Source organism: uncultured Mediterranea sp. (assembly GCF_902493215.1).
Taxonomy (GTDB): domain Bacteria; phylum Bacteroidota; class Bacteroidia; order Bacteroidales; family Bacteroidaceae; genus Bacteroides.
This window is the reverse complement of sequence record NZ_CABUOL010000010.1, coordinates 22,926-41,730: the sequence shown is the minus strand read 5'-3', so window position 1 is coordinate 41,730 and position 18,805 is coordinate 22,926. Positions and strand designations below refer to the sequence as shown.

Sequence of the window (18,805 nt, the reverse complement as noted above, 5' to 3'; positions counted from 1 at the left end):
GGAGCAATTATGACAAAAGAAGATATCATCAAACCTGAAAACCTGGTTTACAAGAAACCGACGCTGATGAACGACAACCCGATGCACTATTGCCCGGGCTGCAGCCATGGCGTAGTACACAAGCTCATCGCCGAAGTCATTGAGGAAATGGGCATGGAAGACAAAGCAATCGGCATCTCGCCCGTAGGATGTGCCGTCTTTATTTACAACTATCTGGACATCGACTGGCAGGAAGCTGCCCACGGACGCGCACCCGCACTGGCCACTGCCATCAAGCGCCTCTGGCCGGACCGCCTCGTCTTCACTTATCAGGGCGACGGCGACTTGGCCTGCATCGGTACGGCGGAAACCATCCATGCCCTGAACCGTGGCGAAAACATCACCATCATCTTCATCAACAACGCCATCTATGGTATGACCGGCGGGCAGATGGCTCCCACCACACTGGTTGGCATGAAAACCGCTACTTGTCCCTACGGCCGCGATGTACACTTGCATGGCTACCCGCTGAAGATGGCCGACATTGCCGCCCAACTAGAAGGTACGGCCTACGTTACCCGCCAAAGCGTACACACTGTTCCTGCCATCCGCAAGGCCAAGAAAGCTATCCGCAAAGCTTTCGAAAACTCCATGGCAGGCAAAGGCAGCAATCTGGTAGAAATCGTCTCCACCTGCAACTCGGGCTGGAAGATGACACCTGCCGCAGCCAACAAATGGATGGAAGAAAACATGTTCCCCTTCTACCCTCTTGGCGATTTAAAAGACAAATAACCCTTTAGCACATCAATTCTTATGAAAGAAGAAATCATTATAGCAGGATTCGGCGGACAAGGAGTATTGTCCATGGGAAAGATTCTGGCCTATTCCGGACTGATGGAAGGCAAGGAAGTCACTTGGATGCCCGCCTATGGCCCCGAACAGCGAGGCGGAACGGCCAATGTGACCGTCATCGTGAGTGACGAGAAAATATCGTCCCCCATTCTCAGCAGATACGATGCCGCCATCATCCTCAACCAGCCTTCACTGGAAAAGTTTGAAAGTAAAGTAAAACCCGGTGGAGTACTTATCTATGACGGATATGGCATTATCAATCCGCCTACACGCAAGGATATCCACGTTTATCGCATCGACGCCATGGATGCAGCCAACGAAATGAACAATGCCAAGGCCTTCAACATGATTGTATTGGGCGGACTGCTCAAAATCAAGCCGATGGTCACACTGGAAAATGTCATCAAGGGGCTGAAAAAGACCCTTCCTGAGCGCCATCACCATCTCATCCCGATGAACGAGGAAGCTATTAAAAAAGGAATGGAACTTATCAAAGAAGTTTGATAAAAGTCCAAAAGAAATCCCCCTGGAGATACCTTCAGGGGGATTTCTTTTATTTGTTTTTCAAGTTTCGGAGCCTTATTGATAGGGACATACACCTGTGTCGCGCATCTTACAACGTGAATTCGTAATTTTACAGATGCCAGTTCCGTTTATTACGTCATCCGTCAGATTGTCACAAGTCACCTTATAACGGTCTCTGCCACTACCACCCGTATTGGCAAAAACAATTTTCAGAATCAGATAAAGTACCAACAATACCAACACTATCACTATCACCAGCCAAGTAAGGGTAAAAACAGCATAGGTAGTGAACAACATATAAGTATACATCCACTTTAAACGTTTCCTATCCTGTGGCGCAGCCTTGTACACGCGAAACACGATATATGCCAGAAAGAGGAGAAACGAAACAAAAAACAGACCAAAAATGAAATCTTCATTTTCTCTGCCGAAAAATTGGGATACTACTCCCAAGACACCCAAAGCACATCCTACAATATAATAGGTTATAGATTGTGGTACAACATCAACTCCCGAAATGTCACGTAAACGACTGGGTACAAACTGATTCCACTTGGTCAAAGACAGCAGGACTGCCACAAAAGACATGATCACGACAACCATCCAACCTCCGGAAAGAGCTACAAAATTCAAAAAAAGATCGTAAAACAAGCGCCACTTGCCAGCCCTACGATCATCCTCTTTACCAAACATGCGAACACGACGTATAATCCGGTATACCGGATAAGCCAAACCAGCCAAAAGGAACAATGAAACGAACAAAGCAAACTGATTGTCAGTCAACTGTTTGTCCGAATAGAACGGCATAGTGACAATTACTCCCACCATAGCCATTACCCACTCTAAAATCATCGTGATACACAATGTCTTGACATCTTTAAACCGAACAGTCGTCACAATCTCCTTACCGGCTTTGCTGTTGAACCAGCCCTTCACCTTTTCAAACCGTAAAAAGAAAATGAATGCAAACACCAGTCCTGCCCAGAAAAAGATCTGGAAGAACAAAAATAATCCCGTCAACGCAGTAATCATAAAAAAAGATATTATAGGTTATACAAATAATTCAACGACAGCTCACAGAAAGAACTATCTGTTTTCTCCAGCCGCTTCAACACTTTCGTATGGGAATTATCCCCTTGGCAATGGCCGTCATAATGAGGTCGGCCACATTACGCGCCCCCAGTTTATCGAGCAGATGCCTCCGGTGTGTATCGACCGTATTGGTAGACACACAAAGCTCGCGCGCTATCTCCTGTGTATTCTTTCCTTCCGAAATGCGTTTCAAGACATCCAGTTCACGCAGAGTCAAATCTTCCGGACGCTTTTCTTCCACCCGTTTCATCTGTCCCCGTATATGGTCGGCAAACGGACAATAATAAGTACCGCCTGCCAATACCTGACGGATAGCTTCTGTTATTTTACTGGAATCAGTAGATTTGAACAAAATGCCTTCCACTCCACTTTGAAGCAAGTTCTTGACATACCAGATTTCTTCGTGCATGGTATTTACCAGAATGCGGGCACGGGGATCCCGCCCACGCAAGGTCGCTATGAGGTCCATGCCGGAAACATCGGGCAGTTCCATATCCAATACAAAAAGGTCGAAATGCTGTGAAGCAGTCAGCAGCTCCACTTCGCGTCCCGAAGAAGCCGTACACACATTCTTTATCTCCGGAAGAGAGCACTCAACAATGCGCTTCAACCCCTGCAATACCAAATCGTGGTCATCAATCAGCAGAATCCGTATATCTCTTTCTTTCATCAGCCTTCTTTATACCTGTCTTGTTATGATAGTGCAAAGAAAAGCCATTTATCCTTATTCCGCATCATCAAAAATAGTGATTTTAACACCTATGTTGTAAAAAAACGAAATTAAACGGCCAATGGGACATCCAACGTTATCTGCTGCCAGCCATCTTCATTTTTCAGGACGAACGTTGCTCCTATCGACTTGACCCGCTCGCCTGTCGTACTCAGCCCGATACCATTCCCCAGCTTCGCTTCCGACGGACAAGGCTTGCCCCGATAGGCGATACGCAAAGTCAGCATACGCTCCGAAAGGTACAGATGAAGGTCAATCCGGCTGGCTCCAGCGTGTTTCAAAATATTGGAAAGCAGTTCCTGCAGAATACGGTAGACCTCATAAGCACAGTCCTCGGGCACACTGTCCCATTCACGCCCCTCTGCATCGGACGAAAACGTCCATTCGGCAGACTGCGTATCGAGCAAACGGGTCACATAGTCTTCAATCACCTCTTTCAAGGTGACACGCTGGAACTGTGGCGGCATCAGTTCATGAGAAATACAGCGTACATCGTTGCGCACCTTCTCAAGCATAGACCTTACCTCTTCTTTCCCCTCATCAGTCAGCGGAAGGCTTTGCATCTGCATGCTGATACCCAGCAGATCGTTGCACACACCGTCGTGCAGTTCCTTGGCCAAACGTTTCCGTTCGCGCTCCAGCCCTTCAATAAAATGTTGTGCCAGCTTCAACTCTTCCTCTTTCTTCAGACGGCGGCGGCGCAACACGTACCACACGCCCCATACCAGAATAACGGCCACCGCCACTACAGACACAATTCCCAGCTGCATGATACGGTTCTGCTGTTGCAAGTGCTGTTCGTTCAGACGGGCTATCTCCAGTTCCTTTTCCTTCGTATCATATTTTACGGTCAGTTCGGACAACTCGGCCTCAATCTGTGCCCCATGCAGACTGTCGGCCGCACTCATGGCACGTTCGTAATAGTCGGATGCCTGCGCATAGTCCTTCAGCTTCTGATTATTACGGGCCATGCTCAAATAGAGTTTGTCCAACGGCACGGCCATATTGACATCCTTCAACCCCAACAGCCGATGTTGGATGTCCAGGCTCTCGCGATAGCGCCCCATGGTGGTATATACATCAAACAATTTCTCATAATAGCCCAATACTTCGGTCGAATTTTCCGGCAGGACAGCCAGGAGCGGTTCCGCCCGGGCCACACACTTCATCAGTTCCGCCCGATTTCCCAAACGCCCGTAAGTACCGGCCAGATACGTCAGGCACCGCAAGACGAAAGCAGGTTTCTGCTGCCGTTCCGCCATATCCAAAGCCTGACGGATGGCCTGTATGCCGTCTTCTTCCTTGCCGCAAAGTCCCAGAATGACTCCCGCGGTAGAAGCCGCATGAATCACCATATCCATGTCACCGCACGTCGGTACAACCTCCATCGCACGACGGACATAAACTTCGGCCTCATCCAGGCGTGAGGTGTTGGCATATAGAACAGCAATGTTTGTCAGCAATTGTGTACGCGCACCGCTTTCGTCGGGTTTTGTGACGTCCAGCAGGTCGAGGGCACGGTTATAATAGGCCAAAGCCGAATCGGGCATGGACATCCTCCTGTAACACACACCCACCGACGCCAAGAGGCTCGCCTGCTCCTCAATCTCCCAATGCAGCCTCTCAGCCTCGCTCATGGCTTTTCTGAAAACCGTCATGGCTTCGTCCATACGTCCTTCATCCTCAAAGGTCACCGCCAAATTGACGAGCAGCACCAGATAAGGTTCCGCCTTTTTCCGGTCGGCATATTTCAGTCCTTCTTCACAATAATGGCACGTACTGTCCACGTCGCGGTAGGCATAATACTCCGTCAAACAACAATAAGCCGCCGCAATGCTGTCGCGGTCCGCACCGGCCCATGCGCGCGACAAGGCTTTCCGACAGTCTGTCAGCTCCGGGTCTTCCGTCTGCCCCCACACCGTAGACAGAGGCAGCAGCAGGCAAACCCACAAAATCAATCGTTTCATAAACTGCGAATAATGGTTAGGGTGCTGCAAAGATAAGAAAGTCAGGGCAAACTCCAAGCATACAGACGGCCTTCTTCATCGGGCAAGCCGAACAATACATACCTGCCTGTCCCTGATGGGGAAAGAAGGAAAAGACCCGTAAGGTTTTACCCTTGAAAGCATAAGATGCCGTGTCGTGATGCACAAGATGCCATCTTATGTTGCACAAGATGCCATCTCATGCTGCACAAGATGGCATCTCATGTTGTATAAGATGGCATCTTATGCAAAGTATCATTGAAACCTATACAGACCCGGATTATACCTTGTGCCCCGCAAGCCGGGATTTGGAAATGGGAAAAATGGATAAATCACATCTGAAACAAGTTTCAATATTTTGTTCTCCTCTCACCTTTCACTATCTTTTCATAAGACAGGATGCGGTTCGGGATAAAAAATATCTGAAACAAGTTTCAATATTTTGTTCTCCTCTCACCTTTCACTATCTTTGCCGCATGAAAATGAAACGAATCATACTGACATACATACTGCTTTGTGTGCTGGGAGCAGGCCTGGTACGAGCGCAGCAAACCCTTACTCCAGTCGGGGGGCAGACCCTGCGTGACCAGTACGGCAACCAGATAGACCCGGCCACGCAACCGGACAACTTGAACGACAGCACCAATGTAGACATCCAAAGCCTGCCGCCCAAACTCTACATGTGGCAACTGGAAGAACGGCTGGGAGAGCGCACCATCATCCCTGCCGATACAGCCAACCTGAATTTCCAGAACACCAATCTGGTGGAGGGTATGGAAGGGCATTACAATTATCTGGGCAATCTGGGCAGCCCGCGTATGTCACGCCTGTTCTTCGAACGGACCGATTATGGACACACCATGTTCATGACTCCCTTCTCGAGTTTCTATTTCCGCCCGAGCGACTTCAAGTTTACCAACAGTAACATTCCTTTCACCAATCTGACCTATTACAAGGCAGGCAGCAAGCAGAACGGTGAAGAACGTTTCAAGTCCTATTTCTCGGTAAATGCCAACAAACGGCTGGCCTTTGGCTTCAACATCGACTACCTGTACGGACGAGGCTACTACGCCAATCAGTCGACAGCCCATTTCAACGGAGGTGTTTTTGCCAGTTACATCGGCGAAAAGTATCAGATGCAGGCCATCTACAACAACTTCTTTCTGAAGATGAACGAAAACGGCGGTATCACAGACGACCGCTACATCACCCGACCGGAAGAAGTGGCAGAAACCGGCGGAAGTTCCTACATTCCCGTCAATCTGGAAGAAACCTCGAACCGCAACCACAATTTCTACGTACACCTGACTCACCGCTACCGGCTGGGATTCACACGCGAAACAACCGAAATCGTGGAGACCAAAGACGAGGCTCTCCGCCGCAAGGCGCTGCGCGACAGTACCGCCATCCCAACAGATACCATACAGACGGAAGAATTTGTACCGGTAACCAGCTTTATCCATACGTTCCACATCGAACGTTCCAGCCGCCGCTTCCGTTCGGGTGCCGAAGCAACCGGCGAAAACAGTCTCTACGAAAACACCTACCTGCAGGAAGGCATGAGTAACGACAGTACCGTGGCCCTGAGCGTGAAGAACGTCTTGGGCATTTCGCTGCTCGAAGGTTTCAACAAATATGCCAAGGCTGGACTGACGGCATACGCCTCCCATCAGGTGAGCCGCTATAACCTGATGAATCTCACCCCGGGAAGTACGACAACAGATCCGAACGGACAGACCGTCACAACCTATCTGCCCAACCAGATATTTACCGAACACGAAGTATATGTAGGCGGTGAACTGGCCAAACGGAAAGGAACATTGTTGCACTACCGTGCCAACGGTGAAGTGGGGCTGGCCGGAAAGGCAGTCGGGCAGTTCCGTGTAGACGGCGACCTGGACCTGAACTTCCGACTGGGCAAGGATACCGTCAATTTCTTCGCACGCGGTTATGTAAGCAATACACTCCCTTCTTTCTACATGCGCCATTACCATTCCAACCACTATGCATGGGACAACGACTTGAGTAAAGAGTTCCGCACACGGGTAGAAGGCGAACTGAACATCGACCGCTGGCGCACCAACCTGAAAGCCGGTGTGGAAAATATCAAAAACTATACCTACCTCAACTCCAGTGCCCTGCCACAGCAGCACAGCGGCAGCATTCAGGTGATATCGGCCATGCTGAAGCAAAACTTCAAGTTGGGCATCCTGCATCTGGACAACGAAGTGACGTGGCAGAAGTCGAGCAACGAGTCCGTACTGCCTTTGCCCGACCTTTCGCTCTACCACAACCTCTATATGCTGACCCGTCTGTTCAAGAAGGTGCTCACCGTACAGCTGGGTGCCGACGTGCGTTACTTCACCGAATACAATGCTCCTGCCTACCAGCCGGCTCTCCAGCAGTTCCACCTGCAACGTGAAGACGATCAGGTAAAGATAGGCGGTTATCCCATTGTCAACGTGTATGCCAACCTGCACCTGAAGCGCACGCGCATCTTCGTGATGATGTATCACATCAATTCAGGTATGGGCAACCGCAACTCATTCCTCGTCCCCCACTACCCCATCAATTCACGCCTGCTGAAAATCGGGGTTTCGTGGAACTTCTACGATTAATTGCATCTCATTCGTTCCATCTGCCTTATCCCAGCCATGACAAACAAACTTCATAGCAAAATCTGGAAATACGTAGCCGTAGCTCTGGCAGGCTCGCTTGTCACCACTTCCCTGCTGCAGCGGGAAGAGGTTCCTGACACGGCTGCAGCACGCGACTATGCCGACATTGCTGCCGAGGGTACTCTGCGTGCAGCACTGGAATACAATGCCATCAGCTTTTATGTAGACGACGACACACTGGCCGGTTTCGACTACGAACTGATCGAGATGTTCGCCCGCGACCATGGTCTTCAGGTAGCCATCACTCCTGAAATGGGCTTCGAACAACGGCTGGAAGGTCTGGACGCCGGGAAGTATGATCTGATAGCCAACGGCATTCTGGCCACCAGCCCGCTGAAAGATTCCCTGCTGCTCACCGTGCCCATCGCCCTGACCAAGGAAGTACTGGTACAGCGCAAGGCTACGTCGCCGGACGACCCGATGTTCATCCGCACCCAGCTCTCACTGGCCAAGCGCACCGTACATGTAGTCAAAGGTTCGCCTTCCATCCTCCGCATCCGCAACCTGGGCGACGAGATAGCCGATACCATCTATATTAAAGAGGTGGAGAAATACGGCCCCGAGCAACTGATAGCCATGGTGGCCCACGGCGACATCGACTATGCCGTATGCGACGAGAACATAGCCCGCGCCGCTGCCGACAGCATGCCACAAATAGACATCTCGACCGACATCAGCTTCACGCAATTCTATTCGTGGGCAGTAAGCAAAAAGTCGCCTGCCCTGCTCGACAGTCTCAACGCATGGCTCGAAGACTTCAAACAGGGCAGGGAATATCAGAAAATCTATCAGAAATACTATAAATAGAACGGCTGCCGGCTAACATTCCTTGAGCCATGCTTCGGACGAAGCGTCGCTCGGCATGCGCCAGTCACCTCGCGGACTGAGGGAAACGCTGCCCACTTTCGGTCCGTCGGGCAGGCAGGAGCGTTTGAACTGCTGGTTGAAGAAACGCCGCAGGAAAGTCTGCAACCATTTCCGGATGGTCTCTTCGTCGTACACCCCTTTAAAAGTTCTTGCCGCCAGATAGAAGATCTTCGACGGGCGGAACCCTCCGCGCAGGAAATGATAAAGAAAGAAGTCGTGCAATTCGTAAGGACCTACCAAGTCCTCGGTTATCTGACTGATGTTGCCGTTCTCGTCGGCCGGTATCAGCTCGGGGCTGATGGGAGTATCCACAATGTCGAGCAGCGTGCGGCGCGATGTCTCGTCCATACCGTTTTCGGCCACCCACTTCACCAGATGTTTTACCAACGTCTTGGGCACACTGGCATTCACACCATACATGGACATGTGATCGCCGTTGTACGTAGCCCATCCCAAAGCCAGTTCCGAAAGGTCGCCCGTACCGATGACCAGTCCCCACGTCTGGTTGGCAATGTCCATCAGAATCTGCGTACGCTCGCGCGCCTGCGAGTTTTCGTACACCACGTCGTGCACCGCTGCATCGTGACCGATGTCCTCGAAGTGCTGCAGGCAGGCCTTCCTGATGCTGACCTCGCGTACCGTCACACCGAGCGACGTCATCAGGTCGATTGCATTGGTATAGGTGCGGTCCGTCGTACCGAAACCGGGCATCGTCACACCGACAATTCCCTTGCGCGGCCATCCCAGCTTGTCGAACGTCTTGACACAGACCAGCAGCGCCAATGTCGAATCGAGTCCGCCAGAAATACCTACCACCGCACTCTTGGCCTTGGTATGCGTCAGGCGTTGCGCCAGTCCGGCTACCTGAATGGAAAAGATTTCCTCGCAACGTTCATCCAGCGTGGGTCCCTGCGGAACAAACGGATGCGGATCGTAAGTACGTGTCAAGCTCAGCTCACGGCTGTTGACCAGCTCCGTCGATATTCTGACCGCAGCCTCGGGAGCCACCCGCCTGCGGCAGGCAGCGAAGGTCGTGTTCACCCGGCGTTCCGTACGCAGAAATTCCACATCGATTTCGCTCACTACCAGCTGTTCTTCCAGCGAGAACCGCTCACTGGCTGCCAGCAATGTACCGTTCTCATAAATCAAACCGTTACCGGCAAACACGACATCGGTAGTCGATTCGCCAAACCCGCACGAGCTGAACACATATCCGGCCAGGCAACGGGCCGACTGCTGGCTCAGGAGTGAACGCAGGTAGGCATGCTTACCTATAGCCTCATTGTCGGCCGAAAGGTTAAAGATGATTTCCGCTCCCTGCAAGGCCAGAGACGAACTGGGTGGAACAGCCGCCCACACGTCTTCGCATATCTCGATGCCGAAAGTGGTGTCGGAGGTTTCGAAAAGCAAGTCATCGCCCATCGGCACTACCTGCCCACACAACCGTACCGACCGTGCCGATACATCGGAAGCCGATACAAACCAGCGCATCTCGTAGAATTCCTTGTAATTGGGCAGATAGGTCTTTGGCACGACACCCAATACCCGCCCCTTCTGGATGACAACCGCCGCATTCAGCAGCTGTCCTTCACAGACGACAGGCATGCCCACAATGGAAATGATGTCCAGCTGACGCGTCGTATTGAGCACCTGCATCAGCCCCAGCTCGGCTTCTTCCAGCAGAAGCTGCTGGGCAAACAGGTCGCCACAGGTATAGCCGGTGATACACAATTCCGGAAAAGCAATGATCTGCACACCTTTTCCGTCGGCAATGATGATTTCCTTCTCTATCTGTCCGGCGTTGAACTTACAGTCGGCCACATGGACACGGGGCACGGCTGCCGCCACTTTCACATATCCGTAATTCATATCCTAAAAAGTTTAACTACCGCAAAAATAAACCAATTTATCAATATGACCACGAAAAAAACGGGAAAACCTTTGGTAAATAGAAAGAAGTGACTATCTTTGCATCGGAATTAAAAATGTAATCATTACAACTTTGAAAAGAGCGAATATGGATGTTATTGAACGTTTGCAAAGCCACAGCATAAAGCCATCGGTACAGCGGATAGCCATCATGCAATATCTGATGGACCACCATACGCATCCTACCGTGGACGAAATCTACACGGCACTCGCTCCGGGTATGCCTACCCTGTCGAAAACAACGGTGTACAACACCCTGAAGTTGCTCGACGAGCATGCCGCTATCCAGACACTCACCATCGACGGACGAAATACCTGCTACGACGGCGACACCGCGCCACATGCCCATTTCCTCTGCAAGGTGTGCAACAAAGTGTACGATCTGCCTTGTCCGGACGGGCTCTCGGCCGAAGGCTGTACAGAGGTGGAAGGCCACGAAATACAGGAAATTCACTTATATTATAGAGGTGTCTGCAAACATTGTAAGGAAGAAAATTGTTATTGATTGAAACAATAAAAAGATAAGACTAATTAATTCAAACTAAAAAACTGAGTAAAAATGAAAAAGTTTAGATGTACAGTATGCGGTTACGTTTACGAAGGCGATGCCGCTCCCGAGAAGTGCCCCTTGTGTAAAGCTCCTGCCAGCAAGTTTGTTGAAGTGGAAGAAGCCGTAGCCGGCGGTCCTCTGACTTTCGCTGACGAGCACGTAATCGGCGTAGCCAAAGGTTGCGACGACGAAATGATTAAAGACCTGAACAACCACTTCATGGGCGAATGCACCGAAGTAGGTATGTACCTTGCCATGAGCCGCCAGGCCGACCGTGAAGGTTATCCCGAAGTAGCCGAAGCCTTCAAGCGTTATGCTTGGGAAGAAGCTGAGCACGCTGCCAAGTTTGCCGAACTGCTGGGCGACTGTGTATGGGATACCAAGACCAACCTGGAGAAGCGTATGAACGCCGAAAGTGGTGCTTGCGAAGACAAGAAGCGCATCGCTACCCGTGCCAAGGCTCTGAACCTGGATGCCATCCACGATACAGTTCACGAAATGGCTAAGGACGAAGCCCGTCACGGCAAAGGTTTCGAGGGTCTGTACAACCGCTACTTCAAGAAATAAGATTCTGAATATTCCCTGAACAAAGAGAGGATGTATCGCCAGAAGATACATCCTCTCTTCTTTTTTGCCCCTGCCGTTTCATCACCTCCCCACAAAACACTTTCTCACCCTCTCACGCAGTGCTTTGTCACCTCCTCACGAAGCACTTCGTCACACCCTCATGAAGCACTGTGTCGCAACCTCACGAAGCACCGTGTCGCAAGTCCATAAAGCACTGTCTCGTAGTGTCTTCAGGAACGGGTTCCCCGGAGCAACGCATTATTTTTGTCTTTTCTCCCATTTTTTTGCACCTTTGATGTCACGTTTGGCCTTTCCGAACGTCCTATAGGTGTAAATGGAACTCAAAGAATTCAAAACAACCGTCCTGCCGCTCCGTCCCAAACTGCTGAACTATGCACGCAAGCTGACCGAGAGCCCGGAGGATGCCGAAGATGCCGTACAGGAGGTACTGCTCAAGCTGTGGAACAACCGGCTGGAGTTGGACCAGTACCGAAGCATCGAGGCATTCGCCATGACCCTGACGCACCATGTCTGCATAGACTTGTGGCGGCGCAGCAGGGACAACAGTTCCATCGACCGGTTGCAGACCGAAGCCGACGGCCGCACACCAGACCATCTGCTTGAGCTGAAGGATGAAGCAAGGCTGATACGGGCCATCATCGATTCGCTGCCCCCGCTCCAACGCACCATTATGCGGATGAAAGACGTGGAGGAATACGAGAGCGAAGAGATTGCCCAGATTACCGGATGCAGTGCCGAGGCCATACGCAGCAACCTGTCGAGAGCACGAAAGAAAGTGAGGGATATATACCTGCAAACCATACAAGAACGTAAAAGGAGGAAACAGTCATGAAGACGGAAGAACTGCTTGAAAAATATTTCGACGGACAGACTACCTGCGAGGAAGAACGCGAATTGCGCCGTTTCTTCGCCTCGGACCAGGTACCCGAACACCTGGAGGTGTACCGCCCGCTCTTTGCCTGTATCGACCGGGAAGTCGAAGCCTTCCAGCAAATGCAGAAGGAAGAGAGCACTCCGGCCACACATCCGGCAGGTATCCGCAAATCTACCCGCCTGTACCGTCTGTACTATCTGACCACAGGCATTGCCGCCGCTCTGCTGCTCTGCATCGGCATCGCCGGCCTGCTGCCCCACGTCACACCCGCCCGTACCGGTTATGCCATCATCGACGGACACTACTGCGACGACCCGAAACTGGTACAGGCCAAGGCACTGGAAGCCCTGCAGAACGTGGGCTTCACCGACGAAGAACTGAAAGAAACCATCACACTACCCAACCTATTACCCTAAAGCATCATGAAGACAAGAGAAAACATCGCATACCGCCGCCTCGTCGGCATCTTGCTGCTGACCCTCTGCTTCGGTCTCACCGCATACGCCCAGGAGGGCCTGCAGATAGCCACCTTGTTCGAGAAATACAAGGACGAGAAAAACGTCACCTACGTGGAACTGAACGGAAGCATCCTACGCTCCTACCGCATGACGGCCTACAAGAGCCTGGTCTTTGAACAGGTAACTCCCTACAAACAGGAAATCGTGCAATGCCTCAAGCAGGCTGTTGACACCCATCAGGTACAGAAAACGCAGGAGGTGAACGAAAGCGGCGAACTGCGCAGCGCCTACTATCGCTTGAGCCGTGCTACCCGGAAGGGCAAGAAAGTGAATCGCTACATCCTCTACAAAGTCGGCAAGGAAGACAAGGCCACCCTGGTCTATATCGAGGGTCCGCTGGACGAGGACGAACTGATGGAAATGCTGTATAAACAATGAACAATGTATAATGAAGAATGAACAATTATCACTAATCACTAATCGCTAACCACTAACCGTTATATAAACATGAAAACAAAGACTATCCTCACAGCCGGCTGCCTGATACTGGCCACCGTCTGTACACAAGCCCAACAAACCACCGAACCCAAACGAGAGAAAGCCATCGTCGAAACGCAGGGCGACTCCATCATTATCCTGAGAGGAAAGGGAGACATGCGCATCAGGCTCTACGAACAGCAGACAGAAGACGACGAGCAGAAAGAAGTGGAAATCTTCGAAGGTGTATATCTGGAGAAGGTGGACGCCGACAGCCGGACCTTCCTCGACGCCCTTCCTTTCATCCCCAAAAAGAAGAAAGACAACCAATATGAGGCCCACGTCTCAGGAGTATTCGTGGGGTTCTCTCGCCTGGCAGACAACTTTATGGGCTTCGGTGCCAGCCCCAAGGCGCACCTCGACCTGTCGGAATCGTGGGAATTTGGTTTCAATGTCCTCGCTGCCTCTCACAACTTCAAGAAGAACCCGCACTGGGGCGTCAACATCGGTCTGAGCTGGGGTTACCGTTCGTTCAGCTTCGACGGCGACCTTGCCTTGTTGAAACAGGACGGAAGCAGCTACTTCCAGAACGGGCAGGACATGCAACCCGAAGGCAGCGACGCCTCAACTCCCTACTACAGCGACAGCCGCCTGCGCCATTTCTTCTTCCGTATCCCCGTACAGCTTGAGTGGCAGCAGCGTTGGAACAAGGGGCTCGTATTCTTCAACTTCGGCCCCGAATTTGAGATACGCCACGGGGTGAAGTCCTTCAGCCATGTAAACGGCGGCAAGAAACAGACCGTGGGCAAAGGCATGTATGTACGTCCCGTCGGAGCCAACCTCCTGCTTCAGGCCGGATATGGCAACCTCGGCGTTTACCTCCGCTACTCCATGAACACGATGTTCCAAGGTGGTAAAGGTCCCGACGTATCGCCCTACTCCTTCGGTATCGCCTGGTATTGGTAAAAAGCCCCCGACAGTACCTATGAAAAAAGAGGTCGTCTCAAAAAGCACGTATCTTTCTTTTTGAGACGACCTCTTTCTTTATACTATTGTATATCAAAAACGTATGCCTAATGTCATCAACACCTGGCTGCGGCTGAATTTCACCTTTGCAGGTTCCGAAAGAAGTTCTTTATAAGTTACATTTCCTGAATTGTCCATTTCACTATAGGCAAATGGATAGAAGTCAGCCTTTTGTGAAGTCAACTTATATGCCAAGTCTGCATAAAACAATGAACCCCGATAACCGATACCCAATGTATAGTTGTTCTGTGATTTCAAATTCATGAAATCCGTATCGGTTCGGATTGAATTGACAGGCAAAGCCTTGATAGCCTCATCCTTATAGGCAGAAGTCACCATATTGTAACCGGCACGAAGTGAGAACTGGGGAATCACTTTATACTCAGCTCCCACACGCAGCGTATGTACACCTTGCAAAAAATTCTGGGTCTGACGGTTTTCAAACTGCATAGCCATTCCATCGGGATAATTGAACTTGATATTCGAATAATCCTGATATTCGTATTCCGCTCCCAGTGCCAAACTACTGCCTACAGTATAACCCAAACTTACATTATACGTCCACGGCGTCTTCATCTGATATTCCATCTTCATGTCTCCACCATCCAAGTAATCATAGCTTCTGATTACTTGTTCCGAGAAATCTGAAGTCAGAATAGCCGATGTACTATGCGTCAGCTTATAGAATATCGGCGTATGAAAAGCCAATCCGACACGCAACGGTGAGTATTCAAACGGGCGGAAAATAGCACCGAACTTGAAGTCAACCCCCGCTCCGCTGATGTTATTGTGACTCTCAAGCATATATCCCGTACCATCACGTCCCTGGCTGTCTTCATTATATAAGGTATACTTGTTATAATTCAAATCATAGGCACCGACCGTTACTCCCAAATACACACGGTCATTCAAGTTGAAGGATACATTGAAATCATATTGGTCCAATCCGCCGCTTTCATGAGAACCGTACTCGCGAAGATAAGGCAAATCACCGGCTACCGTCGTATAAAAACCATAATCCTCGTATGCCAACCTGTTCGGTTTTCCATCCGGACCGACAGGATCGAAAGTCAAATTGTTATCCTTATCAATATAATATTGGTTACCGTCAGCATCCTGGTGCAAATAATCAGTTCTCTGGTCCGTTATGCTGGGTGATACAAGAAAACCTTCCCATCCCAATGCAGAAAGCCAACCAATATCCGGATCATCAAAAATGGCACTGTTATTCCAATACTCAGGCCCCAGTCCGTCTGTCATACCCGCAACCTGAAACAATTGGGATTGTCCCTGCAAGTCGCCAGCCATCATCATATTGCGGTTGAAAGTCTTTGCCTTGTGATAATTGAAGCCAAAATTCACATACCGCAACGTAGTCCGGTTACCAATCTTTGTAGAAAAGACAAGACCAATATTATCAAAGTTCCAACGATTCTTCGAAGCCGAATAGGTATTCCCCAAATAACCGGCATCGGCATTCAAAGCCGAATAACCGAAAGAAAACATCGCATCGTTACTCCGATAAATACCGATACCGGCCGGATTGGTTCCCATTGTTGAAATGTCACCTCCCAACGCACTCATAGCACCACCCATACCTACGAAACGGGCCGTACCATTCAAATCTTTGGCTGTAAAATCGGCAGCATCATAGATTGTCTGTGCATGCGTCTGTGTCCATGCCAACAAGGCTACAGACATTCCTATTATCAGTTTCTTCATATTTTCCATCTATTAAAATCTACAAACTTGTCAATTGTGTTATCTTCTACGGCTGGAACCTCCACCCGAACGAACGGCACTTCCACCACCCGATGAACGAGTACTGCTACTGCCACCGGAAGAGAAAGAAGAACGGCTAGTAGTCGTAGAACGGTTCGTATTAAAACTACGCGAACTGTTATTGTTGTCAGTATTAAAGGTACTGCGTCTTGACGATGACTGATAAGTTCGTGAAGGTGAAGTGGAACTTCCACGGTTATAGGTAGCTGAACCTCCACTCCGACTCGAACCGGTCGCGCCATTGATTCTTACACCTGAAGTCCGGCTACCGCTACTATAAGAATCACTCCGTGTACTGCTGGGTCTCGTATAAGTGCTGCGACGCGCATCGGTCGACCTGGTACGGACAGCAGAACCCGACCCTTGACGGGTAGAAGTAGTCGTACGAGTACCTACCACACGTCCGGTAGAAGTACCGGCTGTACGTCTGGCCTGCTGAGAAGTACGCTGACTTGTTGCAGGACGAGTAGTCGCACCGCCACGAACTGTAGTAGTACCCGAAGATATTCTGGATGATGAAGACACGTTACGCGTGCCATAAGAGCGGCGTGTAGTATACGTGTCGCGCGAAGCCCAGTAACCGGGTCCCGGATGATGCCAGCCCGGATAGTAGTGCGGATGGTGGTAATAGGGCCATCCCCAGCCACCGTACCAGCCTCCCCAGCCGGCATACCATCCACCGTACCAGCCGCTATACCAGCCGCTCCATCCCCAGTTCCATCCGTAGTAAGGCCAGCCCCAACCCCAGCCAAAGGAGTTATAGCGCCAATCCCACCACAGGCGGTTGCTGAATGTAGGGAATGCATAGGCATACAGCCCGTCGGTATAGACGTTCCAGTCCCACGAGTTCAAGCCATAGACCACATCCCAATAGAGCGGGCTGCTGATGCTGATGGCATAGCGCGGATTGCGGAAGCGGATGATGCGCATGGCATATTCATAGTCGTCCTGCGAACCATCGAATCCGTTCACCCACTCACCGTCGGGGTCGGGCACGGCTTTTTCTTCAATGTAGAGGGTATCTTCGTTCTGCGAGAAGTTATACTCCTTCGCGTCGTAGCGGCGGTTGTACTCGTCCACGTCGCGCACGTTGCCCTTCTTGTCCTTCACCACGACGGTGGTTGTCGTACCCGAGTTGGTACAAACCACAGGCTTCTGCGTCTCTACCACAATCACGTTCTCGGGAGCTTTCCGGACGGCCTGCTCCTCGGTCTTTTCGGTCTTCTCTTCGGCCTTCTTCTTCGAGGGTACATAATAGAGGTCGTCCACCACACTCTGTGCCGCGAGTGTCCACGGGAGGCACAGGGCTAAAAGTGATAAAAAAACAATCTTCTTCATATATCTGTCAGTTTATAGTTTACAAACGATTCTACCTTTCGGTACTGCAAAAATAGTGCCTCAGTTCCATTTTTCCCAAAGATTTTCCCCTTGCCTTTATAGGGATTTCCCTAAATCGGCCTATCTTTGCAGACAGAGGCTTTTGCCAACCTCATTCAAAGATATAACAAATTGTGCGACGGGATGCCACTGCGCCCCCGCATTTTAACAAAACCCCATTAAAACAATGAAATATTTAGAATTCACCTTCCACACCCAGCCCTGCACGGAGACAGCCAACGACGTGCTCTGTGCCGTCTTGGGCGAAGTGGGCTTCGAAAGCTTTGTAGAGCAGCCCGACGGCCTTGCTGCTTACATCCAGAAGGACCTGTACGACGAAGATGCCGTGCGGCAGGCAGTAGACGACTTCCCCCTGCCCGACACGACCGTGACCTACAGCTATGTGGAAGCCGAAGACAAGGACTGGAACGAGGAGTGGGAGAAGAATTTCTTCCAGCCCATCGTGATAGGCGACCGTTGTGTGGTTCACAGCACTTTCCACCACGACGTGCCACAGGTACCCTACGACATCGTCATCAATCCGCAGATGGCTTTCGGTACGGGTCATCACGAAACAACGAGCCTCATCATCGGCGAACTGCTGGACAGCGACCTGCAAGGCAAGTCGGTGCTAGACATGGGTTGCGGCACCTCCATCCTGGCCATCCTGGCACGCATGCGCGGCGCCGCCCGTTGTACCGCGGTGGACATCGACGACTGGTGTGTCCGCAATTCGCTGGAGAACATCACCCTGAACCACCTGGACAGCATCGACGTCTATCAGGGCGACGCCTCGTCGCTGGCCGACAAGGGACCTTTCGACGTGGTGATAGCCAACATCAACCGCAACATCCTGCTGGCCGACATGAAGCACTACACCGCCCGCATGAACCCCGGCGCCACCCTGCTGATGAGCGGCTTCTATACCGATGACATCGCCGCCATCCGTTCCGAAGCCGAAAGCCTCGGCCTGACGTTTGTAGAATACAGGGAGAAGAACCGCTGGGCAACGGTCAAGTTTGAATTGAAAAATTGA

General features: G+C 50.9%; 17 protein-coding genes. 11 read left to right on the top strand and 6 right to left on the bottom strand.

The genetic code is table 11. From position 1 onward, the window contains the following. Positions 1 to 9: 9 nt before the first annotated feature. A complete protein-coding gene (locus RDO88_RS07835; protein WP_307758847.1) occupies positions 10 to 771 on the top strand; it encodes a thiamine pyrophosphate-dependent enzyme in 762 nt (253 codons plus the stop codon). A gap of 21 nt (positions 772 to 792) precedes the next feature. Next, on the top strand, positions 793 to 1,335 hold the full coding sequence (locus RDO88_RS07830) for a 2-oxoacid:acceptor oxidoreductase family protein (RefSeq protein ID WP_307758846.1): 543 nt from the start codon (positions 793 to 795) through the stop codon (positions 1,333 to 1,335). Between the two features lie 75 nt (positions 1,336 to 1,410). On the opposite strand, the gene RDO88_RS07825 is transcribed toward RDO88_RS07830, so the two are convergent. From RDO88_RS07825 to RDO88_RS07815, 3 genes are all read right to left on the bottom strand, one after another. Next, positions 1,411 to 2,388, bottom strand: a complete 978-nt coding sequence (locus RDO88_RS07825; RefSeq protein WP_307758845.1) for a hypothetical protein — start codon at positions 2,386 to 2,388, stop codon at positions 1,411 to 1,413. Between the two features lie 76 nt (positions 2,389 to 2,464). Then, positions 2,465 to 3,118 (bottom strand): response regulator, encoded by a 654-nt coding sequence (locus tag RDO88_RS07820; protein ID WP_307758844.1) that lies wholly within the window; start codon positions 3,116 to 3,118, stop codon positions 2,465 to 2,467. A 110-nt stretch (positions 3,119 to 3,228) separates the two neighbouring features. Beyond that, positions 3,229 to 5,145, bottom strand: a complete 1,917-nt coding sequence (locus RDO88_RS07815) for a tetratricopeptide repeat protein (protein WP_307758843.1) — start codon at positions 5,143 to 5,145, stop codon at positions 3,229 to 3,231. Between the two features lie 500 nt (positions 5,146 to 5,645). Here RDO88_RS07815 and RDO88_RS07810 point away from each other — a divergent pair, with 500 nt between their 5' ends. Continuing rightward, positions 5,646 to 7,781: a putative porin gene (locus RDO88_RS07810; RefSeq protein WP_307758842.1), complete on the top strand. Its 2,136-nt coding sequence runs from the start codon at positions 5,646 to 5,648 to the stop codon at positions 7,779 to 7,781. Between the two features lie 36 nt (positions 7,782 to 7,817). After that, a complete protein-coding gene (locus RDO88_RS07805) occupies positions 7,818 to 8,648 on the top strand; it encodes a transporter substrate-binding domain-containing protein (protein WP_307758841.1) in 831 nt (276 codons plus the stop codon). A 12-nt stretch (positions 8,649 to 8,660) separates the two neighbouring features. Here the strand turns inward: RDO88_RS07805 and RDO88_RS07800 are convergent, their stop codons facing one another. After that, the gene (locus RDO88_RS07800) at positions 8,661 to 10,577 is read right to left on the bottom strand and encodes an NAD(+) synthase (protein WP_307758840.1); all 1,917 of its coding nucleotides are present in this window, start codon (positions 10,575 to 10,577) and stop codon (positions 8,661 to 8,663) included. Positions 10,578 to 10,725: 148 nt separating this feature from the next. Here RDO88_RS07800 and RDO88_RS07795 point away from each other — a divergent pair, with 148 nt between their 5' ends. The 6 genes from RDO88_RS07795 to RDO88_RS07770 all read left to right on the top strand — a co-directional run bounded on the left by RDO88_RS07795 (position 10,726) and on the right by RDO88_RS07770 (position 14,550). Further along, on the top strand, positions 10,726 to 11,142 hold the full coding sequence (locus RDO88_RS07795; protein WP_307758839.1) for a transcriptional repressor: 417 nt from the start codon (positions 10,726 to 10,728) through the stop codon (positions 11,140 to 11,142). Positions 11,143 to 11,196: 54 nt separating this feature from the next. Beyond that, positions 11,197 to 11,754: an NADH peroxidase gene (locus tag RDO88_RS07790; RefSeq protein ID WP_021847577.1), complete on the top strand. Its 558-nt coding sequence runs from the start codon at positions 11,197 to 11,199 to the stop codon at positions 11,752 to 11,754. 334 nt (positions 11,755 to 12,088) lie between these two features. Beyond that, complete coding sequence (locus tag RDO88_RS07785; RefSeq protein WP_307758838.1) at positions 12,089 to 12,607, top strand: sigma-70 family RNA polymerase sigma factor; 519 nt, start codon at positions 12,089 to 12,091, stop codon at positions 12,605 to 12,607. Further along, positions 12,604 to 13,065 carry a hypothetical protein gene (locus RDO88_RS07780; protein WP_307758837.1) on the top strand — a complete coding sequence of 154 codons (462 nt, stop codon included), beginning with the start codon at positions 12,604 to 12,606 and terminating at the stop codon, positions 13,063 to 13,065. The genes RDO88_RS07785 and RDO88_RS07780 overlap by 4 nt, the downstream gene beginning before the upstream one ends. Positions 13,066 to 13,071: 6 nt before the next feature. After that, positions 13,072 to 13,545 carry a DUF6108 family protein gene (locus RDO88_RS07775; protein ID WP_307758836.1) on the top strand — a complete coding sequence of 158 codons (474 nt, stop codon included), beginning with the start codon at positions 13,072 to 13,074 and terminating at the stop codon, positions 13,543 to 13,545. 69 nt (positions 13,546 to 13,614) lie between these two features. Next, positions 13,615 to 14,550: a hypothetical protein gene (locus tag RDO88_RS07770; RefSeq protein ID WP_307758835.1), complete on the top strand. Its 936-nt coding sequence runs from the start codon at positions 13,615 to 13,617 to the stop codon at positions 14,548 to 14,550. Between the two features lie 93 nt (positions 14,551 to 14,643). Here RDO88_RS07770 and RDO88_RS07765 read toward each other — a convergent pair whose 3' ends face one another. Then, complete coding sequence (locus RDO88_RS07765; protein ID WP_307758834.1) at positions 14,644 to 16,332, bottom strand: outer membrane protein transport protein; 1,689 nt, start codon at positions 16,330 to 16,332, stop codon at positions 14,644 to 14,646. A 39-nt stretch (positions 16,333 to 16,371) separates the two neighbouring features. After that, positions 16,372 to 17,730, bottom strand: coding sequence for a hypothetical protein (locus RDO88_RS07760; protein WP_307758833.1), 1,359 nt, complete (start codon positions 17,728 to 17,730; stop codon positions 16,372 to 16,374). 226 nt (positions 17,731 to 17,956) lie between these two features. Here RDO88_RS07760 and prmA point away from each other — a divergent pair, with 226 nt between their 5' ends. Further along, positions 17,957 to 18,805, top strand: coding sequence for a 50S ribosomal protein L11 methyltransferase (gene prmA, locus RDO88_RS07755; protein WP_307758832.1), 849 nt, complete (start codon positions 17,957 to 17,959; stop codon positions 18,803 to 18,805).

Bases quoted from the DNA above. Each gene is read 5' to 3' on its own strand.
- RDO88_RS07790 (WP_021847577.1), top strand. From the start codon at position 11,197: ATGAAAAAGTTTAGATGTACAGTATGCGGTTACGTTTACGAAGGCGAT.
- RDO88_RS07760 (WP_307758833.1), bottom strand. From the start codon at position 17,730: ATGAAGAAGATTGTTTTTTTATCACTTTTAGCCCTGTGCCTCCCGTGG.
- RDO88_RS07835 (WP_307758847.1), top strand. From the start codon at position 10: ATGACAAAAGAAGATATCATCAAACCTGAAAACCTGGTTTACAAGAAA.
- RDO88_RS07805 (WP_307758841.1), top strand. From the start codon at position 7,818: ATGACAAACAAACTTCATAGCAAAATCTGGAAATACGTAGCCGTAGCT.
- RDO88_RS07795 (WP_307758839.1), top strand. From the start codon at position 10,726: ATGGATGTTATTGAACGTTTGCAAAGCCACAGCATAAAGCCATCGGTA.
- RDO88_RS07810 (WP_307758842.1), top strand. From the start codon at position 5,646: ATGAAACGAATCATACTGACATACATACTGCTTTGTGTGCTGGGAGCA.
- RDO88_RS07800 (WP_307758840.1), bottom strand. From the start codon at position 10,577: ATGAATTACGGATATGTGAAAGTGGCGGCAGCCGTGCCCCGTGTCCAT.
- RDO88_RS07765 (WP_307758834.1), bottom strand. From the start codon at position 16,332: ATGAAGAAACTGATAATAGGAATGTCTGTAGCCTTGTTGGCATGGACA.
- RDO88_RS07820 (WP_307758844.1), bottom strand. From the start codon at position 3,118: ATGAAAGAAAGAGATATACGGATTCTGCTGATTGATGACCACGATTTG.
- RDO88_RS07770 (WP_307758835.1), top strand. From the start codon at position 13,615: ATGAAAACAAAGACTATCCTCACAGCCGGCTGCCTGATACTGGCCACC.
- prmA (WP_307758832.1), top strand. From the start codon at position 17,957: ATGAAATATTTAGAATTCACCTTCCACACCCAGCCCTGCACGGAGACA.
- RDO88_RS07775 (WP_307758836.1), top strand. From the start codon at position 13,072: ATGAAGACAAGAGAAAACATCGCATACCGCCGCCTCGTCGGCATCTTG.
- RDO88_RS07785 (WP_307758838.1), top strand. From the start codon at position 12,089: ATGGAACTCAAAGAATTCAAAACAACCGTCCTGCCGCTCCGTCCCAAA.
- RDO88_RS07815 (WP_307758843.1), bottom strand. From the start codon at position 5,145: ATGAAACGATTGATTTTGTGGGTTTGCCTGCTGCTGCCTCTGTCTACG.
- RDO88_RS07830 (WP_307758846.1), top strand. From the start codon at position 793: ATGAAAGAAGAAATCATTATAGCAGGATTCGGCGGACAAGGAGTATTG.
- RDO88_RS07780 (WP_307758837.1), top strand. From the start codon at position 12,604: ATGAAGACGGAAGAACTGCTTGAAAAATATTTCGACGGACAGACTACC.
- RDO88_RS07825 (WP_307758845.1), bottom strand. From the start codon at position 2,388: ATGATTACTGCGTTGACGGGATTATTTTTGTTCTTCCAGATCTTTTTC.